The organism is Kordia periserrulae (assembly GCF_003054265.1).
Lineage (GTDB): Bacteria > Bacteroidota > Bacteroidia > Flavobacteriales > Flavobacteriaceae > Kordia > Kordia periserrulae.
Map to the genome: position 1 here is coordinate 432,519 of NZ_QBKT01000001.1, position 15,332 is coordinate 447,850.

A 15,332-nucleotide genomic window follows, 5' to 3' on the forward strand; every position below is an offset into this window, starting at 1 on the left:
TACTCTTTGATATTATAGTTTGTACGATACTCCAATTCCTGCTACCAATGCGTTCGATTTGTAATCGCCTCCAAATGACAAACGCTCTCCTGCTTCTACAAAGCTATCGTACGAGTTGTTTACTTCGTTAGAATGTACATATAATACAGAAGCATCAATTGCCCATTTACTATTTAGGTTGTATGAGAAACCTGCTGTAAAGTTCACAGAGTCTGGACGTGGCGTTTCTGGCGCAAAGAATCCGTCTCTAATTGGCGATTCGTCATAGTAAAATCCTGCTCTTACGATTACTTTTTGCGTAGCTTCGTATTGCGCTCCTATTTTATAGATAGATGAGTTTTTGTAGTTTCTTGGGTTTCTTGACAATCCTGCTGCATTGAAGAATTGTACATCTAGTGATTTGTATGCATCCCAAAATGTTCTGGTATAATCAAATGCTACTAACCATTTTTCTGAAGGCTTGAATGATGCCCCAAATGTTAATTCTGCTGGTAATGGTAATGATGAGGTAAAATCTCCGTCAGGAAAACTTCCCGCTAAAGCGCCAGGTATGTTTTCAAAATCGGCAGTTCCATCACCTCTTTCTACGTCCATATTAATTTTTGAACGATAGTTAAATCCTAAGTTGATATCTTCTGTAGGGCGAAACATGGCACCGATAGAATATCCCCAAGCGTTAATTCCTGAAGCATCAATCGTTACATTGGAACGATTTCCAGCTTCGTCCGTTAAGCTTCTTGATAAGTTTCTGTTGAAGTTTACTGCACCTGTTACATAAATTGGTCCACCACCAATACTTAATTTATCCGAAAGTTTAATAGCAATGGTTGGCTGTACGAAAATAGCCGACAGCTCAATTTCGTTTACCAAATGTGAACCTTCCCAATCAGATGGCCACTCTACTCTACTTCCGTACGGTGTATATACTGCCAATCCCGCAGATAACCAATCATTAATTTTGTACGAACCGTACGCATAAAAAGGTGTTCCTATTGGATTGTCTGCTTCTGACGAATATCCAAATTCACGATTTTGATAGATGGTGTTCGACATTACTACTGCCGCTCCTAGTGATACATTAAGCTCTCCATCCAAGTACACTAAACCTGCAGGATTGAAAAATGCTGATTCTGCACTTGTTACAACCGCAACGCCCGTATGCCCCATAGCCAACTGCTTATGACCTTGTACTCCGACTCTATATCCTCCAGCATACATTACCGAAGCCGAAAACGCGATGGTCAGTACCAATAATAGTTTTTTCATAATAAATAAAAATGTTGATTTAAGGTTAATTTTTGTAAAAAATCAGAGCTCCAAAATTAGTATAAATTATGATAAACACAAGAATTAAACGAATTTATTATGCATTCATAGTAAATTTAATATGATTTTTATGAATTCAAGAAAAGTAAGGATTTTTCAAAAAATTCTTTTGGGTTTTCAGCGTGCAACCAATGTCCTGCATTTGACACTTCTTGTATGATTGCATTCGGAAAGTGTTGTTGTATTACTCTTTCGTCGCCTGTAAGAATGTATTCAGACGCGTCTCCTTTTAAAAACAAGGTTTCTTTATGATAAATAGCTTGAGGGGAAAGTGACTCACCAATTTCTTCTACATTTTCTATTAGTACATCTAGATTGATGCGCAATCCGAGCGTTTTATCATCTTTCCAATATAAGTTTTTGAGTAAGAATTGACGCGTTCCAAAGTCAGGAACATACTTTTCCATAATGTCTTCCGCGTCGCTTCTGCTGGTCAATGTTTCTTTTTGAATGGCAGCTAATCCTGCTAAGATTTGTTCGTGATGTGTGGGATAGAATTTTGGCGAAATGTCTACAATAATCAATTTATCAAGCATTGCTGGAAAGCGTGTGGCAAATACCATCGCTGTTTTTCCGCCCATAGAATGTCCTATGAGCGATATATTTTCTAACTGATGGTGTTCACAATAGCGTTTTACATCTTCCGCAAGGAGATCATAATTAAAGTCATCCGAATGAAAACTTCGTCCGTGATTTCGCTGATCGATTAAGTGTACTTGAAAACCTTGTTTAGCAAACTTTTTTCCCAGTGTTTTCCAGTTGTCTGACATCCCCAAAAACCCATGCAGTATCAACAATGGCTTTCCGTCTCCAAGAATATTTGAATGTAAAATCATGCTTTTAGTTTGTTTAAGTACATATTTACTACATTTTCAATGCCTAAGTACAACGATTCAGAAATCAACGCGTGACCAATAGATACTTCGAGCAAACCAGGAATTTCTTTGACAAAAAACGCAATGTTATCCAAACTCAAATCGTGTCCCGCATTTACGCCGATTTCTAATTCATTGGCACGTACAGCACAATCTACGTAAGGCTGAATGGCTTTGGAGTTGCCTAAACTGTATTGATGTGCAAATTCTTCCGTGTACAATTCAATGCGATCTGTTCCTACTTCTTTGGCGCCTTCAATCATTTCTATGACTGGATCTACAAATATGGAAGTGCGAATTCCGTTGTTTTTAAATTCTGCAATCACTTCCGTGAGAAAGTCTTTGTGTTTTATGGTATCCCAACCAGCATTTGAGGTAATCGCATCAACCGCATCTGGCACCAACGTTACTTGTGTGGGTTGCACTTCCAACACCAAATCCATAAATTTTTGGATAGGATTCCCTTCTATATTATATTCGGTATAGACAATTGGTTTTAAATCGCGCGCATCTTGATAGCGAATATGGCGTTCATCTGGTCGCGGATGAATGGTGATTCCTTCTGCACCATATTCTTGTACATCTTTGGCAAATTGAACGAGATTTGGAACATCGCCGCCGCGTGAATTTCGAAGCGTCGCTATTTTATTAATGTTTACACTTAATTTTGTGCTCATTGTGGTATATTTTTTGTCTGATTACAAAAATACAAAGTTCGCTATACTTAAGAAGTAGTTATTTTTAATTAATTTGCACTCTCAAAATGCTATTGCTATGAATATTGCACAATATATATTGAATGATGTGAAACCCTTATCCGTTTCTGACAATGTAAAGGAAGCGCAATTGGTGTTTAATCAGCTTACGTTTTCACATATTCCAATTATGGAAAACGGAATCTATATAGGATGTATCTCTGAAACTGACACACATTGCTTTGACGCTGAAAAAGATATTTATGACTATCGCTATGCATTAGAGCAGTTTTTTGTGCGCGAACAAACCAATTGGATTGACGTATTGGAAGCGTTTGCACAGAATTCAGCGAACATCATGCCTATTTTAAATGATAAAAACGATTATATTGGCTATTATGAACTGAATGATATTATTCAAGTTTTTAATGATACGCCATTTTTACACGAATTGGGAAGCGTATTGGTGGTTGAAAAAGGCGTGAAAGATTATTCGTTTAGTGAAATCTGTCAAATTGTAGAATCGAATAATGGCCGTTTGTTAGGCGCGTTTATTTCGAATGTGGAACGCGATATAGTACAAGTCACGATGAAATTGAACAACGTTATTTTGAACGAAGTTGTACAATCGTTCAGACGCTACAGTTATAATATTGTTTCTGAATTTGCAGAAGACACGTATATGCAAAACCTAAAAGAGCGCTCAGAATATTTAGATAAATACTTGAATATTTAATTTATGAAAGTTGGTATCTACGGTCAATTTTATCACAAAAAATCAGGTGAATACATTAGTTTTTTATTGCATTCCCTACAACAGTATGGAGTAGATATTTATATTGAGAAAAAGTTTTACGAAGCGTTTACTTCGGAAAATCAAGTTGAAAAAGCATATCAAACTTTTGAATCGTATCATGATTTAGACAATTCATTTGACGTGTTTTTTAGTATTGGCGGCGATGGAACTATTTTGAGAACCATCACGCTTGTGCAAGATTTAGACATTCCGATTATCGGAATCAACACGGGACGACTTGGTTTTTTAGCGACAATTCAAAAAGAAGATATTCAAACCGCCATTGCAAAAATTGTCAAAAACGAATATGCCATCGAAGAACGCTCAGTGCTTGCTGTGACAACTTCACCCGAAAACGAAGACATTCTCCATATGAATTTTGCCTTAAACGAAGTCACCGTCGCACGAAAAGACACGACTTCCATGATTACGGTGAAAACACATTTGAATGACGAATACCTTACGTCTTATTGGGCAGATGGTTTGATTATAGCCACACCCACAGGTTCTACAGGGTATTCGCTAAGTTGCGGCGGCCCTGTAATCACTCCAAACAATAATAACTTTGTCCTCACGCCTATTGCGCCACACAATTTAAACGCGCGTCCGTTGGTCATTCCAGACCACACTATTATTCGATTGGAAGTTTCTGGAAGAGAAGACAAACATCTTATTTCCTTAGATTCCCGCATTGCCACTGTTGATATTAATAGCACTATTATTATTAAAAAAGCGCCTTTTACCATCAAACTTATAGAGCTAGAAGGTGAGAGTTTCTTAAAAACACTTCGTAAAAAACTACTTTGGGGCGAAGATAAACGAAATTAAAAGCAATAAAATCGAGCAAATTATGTTTAAATGGCATAGGCTTATTTTTCAATTGCCTATAACAAAAGAGAATACTATATTTGCAAACTTTTGATACCTATGAGAAGACTCGTTATTCTATTGGTTGCTTTTACGTTAACCAAAACACTTCATGCGCAACTCCACGAAATTGGAGCGTATGTAGGGTATAGTAATTTTATTGGTGATGTGGGATCGACTCAATACATTAATCCGAATCATTTGGCGTATGGTGCTATTTATAAATGGAACAGAAGTGAACGTCATTCCTTTAGAGCATCTATTACCCGAACGCTGTTAGAAGCAAAGGATATTCATTCTGATGATCCTGCGCGACAACTAAGAGGATTGGAGTTTACCAATACCATAACTGAGTTATCTTTAGGAATTGAATTTACATTTTGGGAGTTTAATTTGCACGAAACCGATGCGCAAGCGGCTCCTTATTTATATACAGGAATATCGTACTTTAGTTATGATTCGCTGTTTTTAGATAACGGAGACTTAGTATCGTTTGGTGACGACAATACGTTTGCCATTCCTATGGTGTTGGGATACAAAATGACCATTTCGGACAAGTTTATTCTTGGTTTTGAATTGGGCGCACGCTATACTTTTACAGATGGTATTGACGGAAGCAATCCTGTAAATGACAAAAAAGATTTTGACAGTTTGAAGTTTGGAAATATAAATAGTAACGATTGGTATATGTTTACGGGCATTACCCTAACCTATACATTTGGGAAAAAACCCTGTTATTGTTACTAGCGCAGTAAGCAAAAATACGAATGAGTTTAGCCGAGAAAATACAGAAAGACTTTTTGCCGCAACATTTAGCCATTATCATGGACGGAAATGGACGCTGGGCAAAACAAAAAGGAAAACTTCGTGTATTTGGACATGAAAGCGGTACAAAATCTGTTCGTGAAATTGTGGAAGCCAGTGCCGAACTTGGAATTAAGAATTTAACCTTATACGCATTTTCTACCGAAAACTGGAATCGTCCAAAATTGGAAGTAGACGCATTGATGCGATTATTGGTTTCTTCGTTGCGAAAAGAACTCAAAGTACTTCAAAAAAACAACATCAAACTACAAGCCATTGGCTCGTTACAAACGCTCCCTAAAAGAGCTAAAAATGAACTGTTTGAAGTTATTGAAAAAACAAAGAACAACGCACACATGACATTAACATTAGCATTGAGTTATGGCTCTAGAGAAGAACTTAAAAATGCTGTTAAAGAAATCTGTGATAAAGTTAAAAATAATATAATTTCTACGGAATCTATTGACGAATCCATTATTAATCAGCATCTTTACACGCACAATTTACCCGACGTAGATTTGCTTATACGCACAAGCGGAGAACATCGTATAAGCAACTTTTTACTTTGGCAAATTGCCTATGCTGAACTGTATTTTACCGACGTACTATGGCCAGATTTTAGCAAGGAGCATTTGTATGAAGCGTTGATTAATTATCAAAATAGAGAACGAAGATTTGGAAAAACAAGCGAACAAATTAATTAAAATTTTAATGCAGAAAAAATACCTAAAATCATTATTGCTAGTATTAGTACTGTTTTTCAGTATTGCCTCGTACGGACAAGAGACGACATTTGACAAAGGAAAAAAATATACGATAGGCGGCATTAAAGTTACCGGATTGAAAAGTTATAACGAACAAACCGTTATTACCTATACACAATTACGCGAAGGACAAGAAATTTTGGTACCTGGTGAAGAAATCAGTGCCGTAATTAAAAAATTGTGGGGATTAGAGCTTTTTAGTGATATTAATTTCTATATAGAACGTATTGAAGGCGATAAAGTATTCCTTGAATTGAACATTCAAGAATTACCGACGTTATCAGACATTCAAGTTCGCGGATTGAAAGAAAATAAAGCGGCTGGAGTCATCAAAGAAACAGAACTTAAAAAAGGAAAAAAAGTTACCGAAAGTTTCTTAGCAAATACTAAAAACTACATCCAAAACAAGTATAAGAAACAAGGATATTACCGAACTAAAGTTGATATTTCTACAAAGCCTGATACTACTGACAAAGCGACTAACAATGTGAAAGTCATCGTAAATATAGACCGTGGCAAAAAGGTAAAGGTTAAAAACATTCGCTTCTCAGGAAACGAGCAATTTAAAGACAAAAAATTGCGCAGAGCAATGAAAAATACCAAGGAAAAATTTCCACTGCGTATTTTTAAAGCCTCAAAATTTATTCCTGAAGATTATAAGGAAGACTTAAATTCTATCATCGAAAAGTATAAAGAAAATGGTTTCCGTGATGCGCGAATTGTAAAAGATTCTATTAGCTGGAACGAAGACAATACCTTAAATATTGATATTGCACTTGAAGAAGGTAACAAATACTACTTTGGTGATATTACATTCTTAGGAAATACGGTATATACGGACAGACAATTGAGCAGTTTGTTGGGAATTAAAAAAGGAGATACCTATAATGGTGTATTGTTGGAAAAAAGAATCGCTGATGAAACCGATCCTGATGCGCAAGATTTGACCAATCAGTATCAAAATAACGGTTATTTATTCTCAAATATCAACCCTGTGGAGGTTTCTGCTAAAAATGATACTATCAACTTTGAAATTCGTATCATTGAAGGAAAACCGGCATATTTCAACAATATCTCTGTAGTTGGAAACGAAAAAACGAACGACCACGTAATTTACCGTGAAATCCGTACCAAACCAGGAGAATTGTATAGTAAAGATAAAATCATTCGCACCATTCGTGAATTAGGTCAGTTAGGATTCTTTGATGCTGAACAAATCAAGCCTGAAATCAAAAATCCAGATCCAAACAGTGGAACGGTTGATGTAGAATATAGTTTAGCAGAACGTGGCGGAAGTCAAATAGAGCTGCAAGGTGGTTACGGTGGTGGAGGTTTCATCGGAACCTTAGGATTGTCGTTTAACAACTTTTCTATCCGAAACTTATTTAACAAAGACGCTTACAAACCATTACCAACTGGTGACGGACAAAAATTAGCGTTGCGTGCACAAGCAAGTCGATTCTTCCAAACCTTTAGTTTCTCGTTTACAGAACCATGGATGGGCGGAAAAAAACCAGTTCAGTTTACAACTTCGCTATCACATACAGTACAATTTCTATTCAATCCACAAACAAACAATGCTGATAAAGACCGTCGTTTCTTAATCACAGGTTTATCTGTCGGATTGGCAAAACGTTTATCGGAGCCAGACGATTACTTCGTATTGTCGCAAGCATTGAGCTTTCAACATTACAACTTAAAAAACTATAACACTGGCTTATTTACCTTTGGTGACGGATTCTCAAACAACCTTTCCTACACAGTTGCCCTAACGCGAAATTCATCGGGTCCAAACCCAATTTATCCAATGCAAGGTTCAGAATTTACGGTAAGTGCAAAACTTTCCTTACCTTATTCGCTGTTTAACGACGTAGACTATGGAAATTTAGAGAATTTAGAAGAATTTCAGCAAAAAGATGCCAATGGTAATTTCTTAAATGCAAATGCTGGTTTGCCTGGCGAACCTGCAAACTTAGGACCAACATTAGAGCCTGGAGAAACACCTGTAGTAAATCAGGGAAGAGTGGACCAAGAGAAATTTAAGTGGTTGGAGTTTTATAAAATCAAATTCAAAGGTGCTTGGTACCAAAATATTGTTGATAAATTAGTCTTAAAAACACAAGCAGATTTTGGGTTCTTAGGAGCGTATAACAATGATAGAGGCATCATTCCTTTTGAGCGATTCTTCGTTGGTGGAGACGGATTAGGAAACTTTGCATTAGATGGTAGAGAGGCAATTGCTTTGCGTGGATATCCAAATCAATCACTTTCTGATATTGATGGAGGTACTATTTTCAATAAATTTTCGTTAGAGTTACGTTATCCGATAACATTAAAGCAAACAGCTTCCATTTATGCATTGACGTTTTTAGAAGCTGGAGGTTCTTTTAATTCGTTTAAAGAATACAGTCCGTTTGAGCTCAATCGCTCAGCTGGAGCAGGTTTACGTATATTTATGCCTGCATTCGGATTGTTAGGAATTGACTTTGGATATGGATTTGATCCAATTCCAGGAACGACGCAACGAAACGGATGGGAAACGCACTTTATTATCGGACAACAATTTTAAGTAATTTTAATTTTGGCACGATATTTTCTATTAACAACACCGACACTCATGAAAACTAAAGTTCTTTTTTTATTAACAATGCTTCTGACACTATCTACCGTGAACGCACAACGTGTAACTGGTGCGCGAGTTGGCTATATAGACATGGAATACATTTTAGAAAATGTAACGGCATATCAAGAAGCAAACACGCAACTAGAAGCAAAAGCGCAACGCTGGAAAACTGAAATTCAGAAGAAGCAAAACACAATAGATCAAATGAAAAAAAATCTAAGTGCGGAACGTGTTTTACTTACGAAAGAATTGGTGGACGAGCGTGAGGAAGAAATTCAAATCTTGGAGCAAGAACTGGAAACGTATCAACAAGATCGTTTTGGTCCGTACGGAAGTTTGATGCAGCAACGCCAAAATATGGTGAAGCCTATTCAAGACCAAGTGCTCACAGTGGTTCAAGATATTGCAAAAAATAAAAGTTACGATTTCGTGTTTGACAAATCAGCCGATGTAGTAATGCTCTATTCTGCGAAAAAATTTGACATTAGCGATCAAGTTTTACGTGTGATTAATAGAAACGAAAAGCGCAAAGGCAGAGAAGAAAAAATCAGGAAAAAGCAAAGTGAGCGCTCTAAATTTGAAGAAGGAGAAACCACAAAACAGCCAAATCCTGAAGCAGAAGCTAAAAAGAAAGCAAGAGAAGAAGCCATTGCTGAAAAAGAAGCTGCTGTAGAAGAAAAGAAAGCAGAACGTGAAAAGCTATTAGAAGAACGCAAACAAAAACGTTTGGAAGAGCGCGAAGCAAAGAAAAAAGAATATGAAGAGCGTCGCAAAAAACTTATAGAAGCGCGCGAAGCAAAAAAGAAAGCTGCGGAAGAAAAACGCAAACAACGAGAAGAAGAGAAACGCAAACAACAGGAAGCACGTAAAAAGAAACAAGAAGAAAATAACAAAGAAAACGAGGGAAACGGTGAAGGTGCCGGAAACGGAGAATAACAAACAATTAATATAAATAACACTTAAAGTAAATAATTGAAAATCATGAAACAATTTAAAAAGCTAATTGCAATTGCAGTACTATTTTTTGGAGTAGTAAGTTTTACAAATGCACAGACTAAAGTTGCTCATATCAATACGCAAGAGTTAATTAGTTCGATGCCAGAAATGAAGAACGCAAAAGATGAGTTTGACAAATTACAAAAATCATTAGGTGCTGATATTCAAGCTTCAGTAACTGAGTATAGAAATAAATTAACACAGTACACTAACGAAGCTCCAAACAAAACAGATGCTGAAAATAATGCACGAAAAAAAGAGTTAGCAGAGTTAGAGCAACGTATCCAAGAAGCACAAGCTGCTGCTGATAAAACAACTCAGCAAAAGTATATTGATTTAACAAAGCCAATTCAAGAAAAAGCATTGGCAGCGATTCAAAAAGTAGCAAGAGCGCAAGGTTTCCAATATGTTCTTGATGAAACACCAGGTTCAGGTGTATTATTCGCCGAAGGAACTAACTTAATGGATGCTGTTAAAAAAGAATTAGGTATCAAGTAATTATACTCTAAATGATATCATTAAAAACCGCCTACTCAGGCGGTTTTTTGTTTTCAAAAGCTTTGTGAAAATCATTTAAAAAGCATTTAATTTTTATGTATTTTTACATATATGAATACTTCTCCAATTGGCATTTTTGATTCAGGCGTTGGCGGCACTTCTATTTGGCGAGAAATTCACAAATTATTGCCCCATGAAAACACTATTTATTTAGCCGATAGTAAAAATGCACCGTATGGCCCAAAAGGCAAACAAAAAATTGTAGAACTTTCCATAAAAAACACTGAATTACTGTTAGGAAAAGGCTGTAAACTCATTGTCGTTGCCTGTAACACTGCAACAACCAATGCCATTCGCTATTTGCGTGAAAATTACAACGTTCCTTTTATCGGTATTGAACCTGCCATTAAACCTGCTGCGTTACAAACGAAATCCAACACTATTGGCATTTTAGCAACCAAAGGAACCTTATCGAGCGAATTGTTTCACAGAACAAGCGATTTGTACACCAGCGGCGTTACTGTGATTGAACAAATTGGTGAAGGATTAGTTCCACTAATTGAAAATGGTGAAATCAACTCACCAAAAATGGAAAAATTACTGAATTTGTATCTGCAACCAATGATTGCTGCAAATATTGATTATCTAGTTTTGGGCTGTAGTCATTATCCATACCTCATTCCGAAGTTACAAACTTTGCTTCCAAAACACGTAACCATTATCGATTCTGGAATTGCCGTTGCGAAACAGACTCAAGCAATTTTAGAACGACACACGCTCTCTGCTCCTAAAATGAATTCAGGAACGTGTATTTTTTACAGCAATGGAAATCCTGAAATTCTACGCGATATTGTACAAGGCAACTTTACAGTAGAAGCGCTGGATTTTTAAAAAAAGTACCTCATTCTGAATCTTTTATCTGTCGCTGCTCCAAACAGACCTTATTAAGCATCTTCCTCTTTAAACCAACTCGAATATTTCACATAATTATCGGCAATGCGATTAATTTCTCCTGAAATCAATTCCTTGCTGATATCTTTTACTTTTTTCGCGGGAACGCCAGCATAAATACTCCCCGATTCCACATGCGTATTTTTAGTCACAACCGCGCCAGCTGCAATGATGCTATTGCTTTCCACTACACAATCGTCCATCACAATACTTCCCATGCCAATCAACACATTATCATGAATGGTACAACCATGCACAATTGCGTTGTGTCCGATAGATACATTATTTCCTATAGTTGTCGGTGAGGTTTGATAGGTTGCATGAATCACCGCGCCATCTTGCACGTTGACTTTATTGCCCATTTTGATAAAATGTACATCACCACGAATTACCGCATTGAACCAAACACTGCATTGATTGCCCATAGTCACGTCTCCGACGATAGTTGCGTTTTCAGCGAGAAAGCAATCTTCTCCAATTTGTGGGTGTTTTCCGTTTACTGGTTTGATGATCATATTTTTTAGGTGTTGGGTTTTGGGTGTTGGGTTTTAGTTATTGTTTTTTGTTCTTTGTTCTTTGTTCTTTGTTGTTCGTGTTTTGGAAGTTTCTAATTCGAGTTCAGCTTAACGAAATACATTTTCAATCTTAAATAAAAAACATTGGTACATTTTCAAATTATCAAATTGCTACATTAACAATACCGTCACTTCGAGTGAAATCTTGAAAAGATTTTGTATCGAGAAACGCTTTGAAACGTCAGCTTTTTAATTATTGTTGTTTGTTGTTTGTTTTTCGTGTTTTGAAATTTCAAATTCGAGTTCAGCTTAACGAAATACATTTTCAATCTTAAATAAAAAACATTGGTACATTTTCAAATTATCAAATTGCTACATTAACAATACCGTCACTTCGAGTGAAATCTTGAAAAGATTTTGTATCGAGAAGCACTTTGAAACGTCAGCTTTTTGATTATTGTTTTTTGTGTTTTGTTTTTCGTGTTTTGAAATTTCAAATTCGAGTTCAAGTTCAAGTTCGAGTTCAAGCGTTATTTAAAATACGACAATAAATTTGCTTTTTTCGTTGACGAAACCAAAACTTCTTTTCCGTTGCTTAATACTACGCTTCCGCCTTTTCCTTTGCGATATTTCACAACTTCATTTACATTGACCAAATACGATTTGTGAACTCTTGCAAACGGATATTGACTTAGTGCTTCTTCAAAATATTTTAGCGTTTTACTCACCACAATTTTGGAATTGTTGATGTAAATCTCAGTATAATTGTCGTCTGCTTTACAATAAATAATATCAGAAACATTTAACACTTCAAAACCGTCTTGTTGCGGAATGGTAATTTTTCCGTTGATACTTTCAATAGTTGTCGCCAAAACCGTTTCCGCCAAACGCTCTTCTTTACTTTTGATAGCAACTACATGATCGACTGCTTTGATGAGGTCGTCAATCGAAATTGGTTTTAGTAAATAATACGATGCGTGACTGTTCAACGCTTCAATCGCATAATGATCATACGCCGTTACAAAAATGGTTTCAAACGAGCGATCGCCTACTTTTTCGAGCAAATCAAAGGCATTCCCAAACGGCATTTCCACATCTAAAAACACCAAATCCAATTCGTTGTTTCGTATCAAAACGAGTGCATCTTCAATATTAGAAGCTTCGCCAATCACATTGACATTCGGACAGTATTTTGCGACGTATTTTTTTAGAATTTCTCTACTAATTTCTTCGTCTTCAACAATAATGGTTTGTAATTGCATTTAGTCTTTTTTGAGCGTTAATATTACTTTCGTTCCTTGTCCATCCTCAAACACATCGGTTACAGAAACATCTACTTTGTCTTTGTACATATCGTTTAAAATCGCGATTCGTTTTTTGATATTTCCCATACCTTTCGATTTTTGACGCAACTGATTTTTGGTTTTTAATTCCATAGAGCGTTTGCGACCAATGCCGTCATCTTCTATCACAATTTCAATCATTTCATCCGTTTTTGGCGTGATGGAAATTTTCAACAAACCTTTTTCTTCTTTGTAGCGCAGTCCGTGCCAAATAGCGTTTTCAATGTACGGTTGCAGCAACATCGGCGGAATTTGATATTCGGAAACTTTCAATTGTTCGTCTACGTGAATTTCATAGTCAAACTTGTCTTGAAAACGCAAATGTTCGAGTCGCACGTACAATTCTAGCAATTCCAACTCTTTGGAAAGCGGAATAAAGTCTTCATCCGAATTTTCCAATACCGAACGCATCAAGGTAGAAAACTCCGATAAGTAGCGATTGGCATTGCGTTCGTCATTGAGCGCGATGTAATTGTTGACCGAATTCAACGCATTGAAAATAAAGTGCGGATTCATTTGCGTTCTGAGCGATTTCAACGCCAATAAATTGTTGGCAAGCTTCTGTTGTTTGCTATTTCTGTACAACAAATAAATTGTGACAATTAATAATAGCATCCCGAAAATAAGTGAATAAATAGTATATTTCTGAGTCTGATTGCTCTTTTCTACCAATTCTTGTTCGCGGCGATAACTTTCCGTTCGTAACAGTTCTAGTTTTCCATTGGCTTCCAAACTGTTGATACGTGTTTGTTGCTCCTGAATGTTTTTTCGCAAGCGACTTGCTTCTGAAATTTGCTGTTCTTTTCGAATTACCAATTCGTTGACCAATTCTACATATTCTTCAAACTTATCCCGTGCTTTTTCAAAATCTCCCATAGACTTATAGGCTTCTGAAAGTCTTCGTGTTGCATCTTTTGCAACAATAATATCTTCTTTTGAATTGGCCTCCGAAGCACTTTTTTCCAAATATGGCAAGGCTTCATCGTATTTTTCCTGTAAGATTAAAGCGTTTCCTATTTTATAATTAATTCGCTGCGAACTGATGACTACAGAATCGTTCAATGCTCCTTTGGCAACCTGCGTTTCTGAACCCGATTTTTCTAAGTCTTCTAAATTCTTTTTACGCAGTTGAATTTCTTTGTCGTACAAGTTGTTTGAATTGTAGAAATCTGCCACACGATCTTGTTCAACAATGGCACGTTTTAGGTTTTGTTCTTGCGCTAAATTCAACGAATTTGTAAAATATCCTGCGGCCTGATTTACATTTCCAGATGCAGCGTAATTGTCTGCAATTTTAGAATTCAAATCTGTGATTTTTGGCGTAATTAAGTCTTCTTTCGCAATTGCCAATCCTTTGTTGTAATTTTCAAGTGCAATATCATATTTCCCTAATGCCTTGTAGGCGTCGCCCAAACCTTCGTACACCGTAATTTCTTGGTAACGCGATACATTATTACGCAAAATTCGTTCAAATGATTCAATCGCTTCCTTATAATCGCCATTCAACAATTGTGTTTTTCCAAGTGAAATCCACAAACGCGTTGTGCTATACGTATTGAGTGCAATTTGATAATTGCTAATTGCCAAATCGTACTGTTTCCAATACGCATACACATCTCCTAACACTTCATACGCATCCGAAAGTTGTTTTTTGTCATTGGAATCATACACACTTGTCAACGCTTTTTCTATGTATTCAATACTTTTTTCAATGTCTTTCTTTTTAAATATTTTGGCAGAATCGAGCATGATTTTATGCTGCTCCAGATTGGATTTTCTCTTTTTAGAAAATTTCTTTGTCGTAGGTATTTCTTCTTCTCCATAACCATCTACCAACACCACAATAGATTCGTCACTATCAATCACGTGAAATTGTTTTCCAAAACTCGGATGCTCAATCACCAACTGATCGCCTACGCGCGTTTTAATGGTGAAGCGACCAAACATATTTGTTTTCGTAACATCGCCACCCACAATACGAATCGTTGCTTCTGCTACAGGTTCACGATTGTTTTTTCCTCGTATTTCACCGCGTACTGTAAAATAAGCTGCTTCATCTTTTTGCTGTGTTTCCGTATTTTGAGAAACTACCGTTTGAAATGAAATCAGGCAAAAAAACAGACATAGTATGCTAAGTGTTTGCTTCATCTTTTTCATTAAGAATGATAAACTTACGCACTTTCGTTGATATACTAAAATGTGCTACTACTGAAAACCGCCTTTTTTCGTGTTTTTTAGGCGATTTTTCACGATTTCTCTCAAGGAAAGAATCCATTCAC

Annotated in this window: 14 protein-coding genes; 8 read left to right on the forward strand and 6 right to left on the reverse strand. The window is 36.4% G+C overall.

Features of this window, described 5'->3' with window-relative positions; translation table 11 throughout:
* Positions 1–12: 12 nt before the first annotated feature.
* From C8N46_RS01990 to C8N46_RS02000, 3 genes are all read right to left on the reverse strand, one after another.
* Positions 13–1,266, reverse strand: coding sequence for an OmpP1/FadL family transporter (locus C8N46_RS01990; RefSeq protein ID WP_108113173.1), 1,254 nt, complete (start codon positions 1,264–1,266; stop codon positions 13–15).
* A gap of 128 nt (positions 1,267–1,394) precedes the next feature.
* Complete coding sequence (locus C8N46_RS01995; RefSeq protein WP_108113174.1) at positions 1,395–2,162, reverse strand: alpha/beta fold hydrolase; 768 nt, start codon at positions 2,160–2,162, stop codon at positions 1,395–1,397.
* Complete coding sequence (locus tag C8N46_RS02000) at positions 2,159–2,878, reverse strand: pyridoxine 5'-phosphate synthase (RefSeq protein WP_108113175.1); 720 nt, start codon at positions 2,876–2,878, stop codon at positions 2,159–2,161. Before C8N46_RS02000 ends, C8N46_RS01995 begins: the two co-directional genes overlap by 4 nt.
* A 97-nt stretch (positions 2,879–2,975) precedes the next feature.
* Between C8N46_RS02000 and C8N46_RS02005 the strand changes: the two genes are divergently transcribed.
* The 8 genes from C8N46_RS02005 to murI all read left to right on the forward strand — a co-directional run bounded on the left by C8N46_RS02005 (position 2,976) and on the right by murI (position 11,135).
* Positions 2,976–3,632: a CBS domain-containing protein gene (locus tag C8N46_RS02005; protein ID WP_108113176.1), complete on the forward strand. Its 657-nt coding sequence runs from the start codon at positions 2,976–2,978 to the stop codon at positions 3,630–3,632.
* 3 nt (positions 3,633–3,635) lie between these two features.
* On the forward strand, positions 3,636–4,520 hold the full coding sequence (locus C8N46_RS02010; protein WP_108113177.1) for an NAD kinase: 885 nt from the start codon (positions 3,636–3,638) through the stop codon (positions 4,518–4,520).
* Between the two features lie 99 nt (positions 4,521–4,619).
* Positions 4,620–5,306 carry a type IX secretion system protein PorG gene (gene porG, locus C8N46_RS02015; RefSeq protein WP_108113178.1) on the forward strand — a complete coding sequence of 229 codons (687 nt, stop codon included), beginning with the start codon at positions 4,620–4,622 and terminating at the stop codon, positions 5,304–5,306.
* A gap of 20 nt (positions 5,307–5,326) precedes the next feature.
* Positions 5,327–6,067: an isoprenyl transferase gene (locus C8N46_RS02020; RefSeq protein WP_108113179.1), complete on the forward strand. Its 741-nt coding sequence runs from the start codon at positions 5,327–5,329 to the stop codon at positions 6,065–6,067.
* Positions 6,068–6,074: 7 nt separating this feature from the next.
* Positions 6,075–8,696, forward strand: a complete 2,622-nt coding sequence (gene bamA / locus C8N46_RS02025; RefSeq protein WP_245896693.1) for an outer membrane protein assembly factor BamA — start codon at positions 6,075–6,077, stop codon at positions 8,694–8,696.
* Between the two features lie 48 nt (positions 8,697–8,744).
* Positions 8,745–9,686 (forward strand): OmpH family outer membrane protein, encoded by a 942-nt coding sequence (locus tag C8N46_RS02030; RefSeq protein WP_108113181.1) that lies wholly within the window; start codon positions 8,745–8,747, stop codon positions 9,684–9,686.
* Positions 9,687–9,731: 45 nt separating this feature from the next.
* A complete protein-coding gene (locus C8N46_RS02035) occupies positions 9,732–10,244 on the forward strand; it encodes an OmpH family outer membrane protein (protein WP_108113182.1) in 513 nt (170 codons plus the stop codon).
* A 111-nt stretch (positions 10,245–10,355) separates the two neighbouring features.
* Positions 10,356–11,135 (forward strand): glutamate racemase, encoded by a 780-nt coding sequence (murI, locus tag C8N46_RS02040; RefSeq protein ID WP_108113183.1) that lies wholly within the window; start codon positions 10,356–10,358, stop codon positions 11,133–11,135.
* Between the two features lie 53 nt (positions 11,136–11,188).
* Here murI and C8N46_RS02045 read toward each other — a convergent pair whose 3' ends face one another.
* The 3 genes from C8N46_RS02045 to C8N46_RS02055 all read right to left on the reverse strand — a co-directional run bounded on the left by C8N46_RS02045 (position 11,189) and on the right by C8N46_RS02055 (position 15,201).
* Positions 11,189–11,710, reverse strand: a complete 522-nt coding sequence (locus C8N46_RS02045; RefSeq protein ID WP_108113184.1) for a gamma carbonic anhydrase family protein — start codon at positions 11,708–11,710, stop codon at positions 11,189–11,191.
* Between the two features lie 530 nt (positions 11,711–12,240).
* The gene (locus tag C8N46_RS02050) at positions 12,241–12,972 is read right to left on the reverse strand and encodes a LytR/AlgR family response regulator transcription factor (protein WP_108113185.1); all 732 of its coding nucleotides are present in this window, start codon (positions 12,970–12,972) and stop codon (positions 12,241–12,243) included.
* Positions 12,973–15,201, reverse strand: a complete 2,229-nt coding sequence (locus C8N46_RS02055; protein ID WP_108113582.1) for a tetratricopeptide repeat protein — start codon at positions 15,199–15,201, stop codon at positions 12,973–12,975.
* Positions 15,202–15,332: the final 131 nt, after the last annotated feature.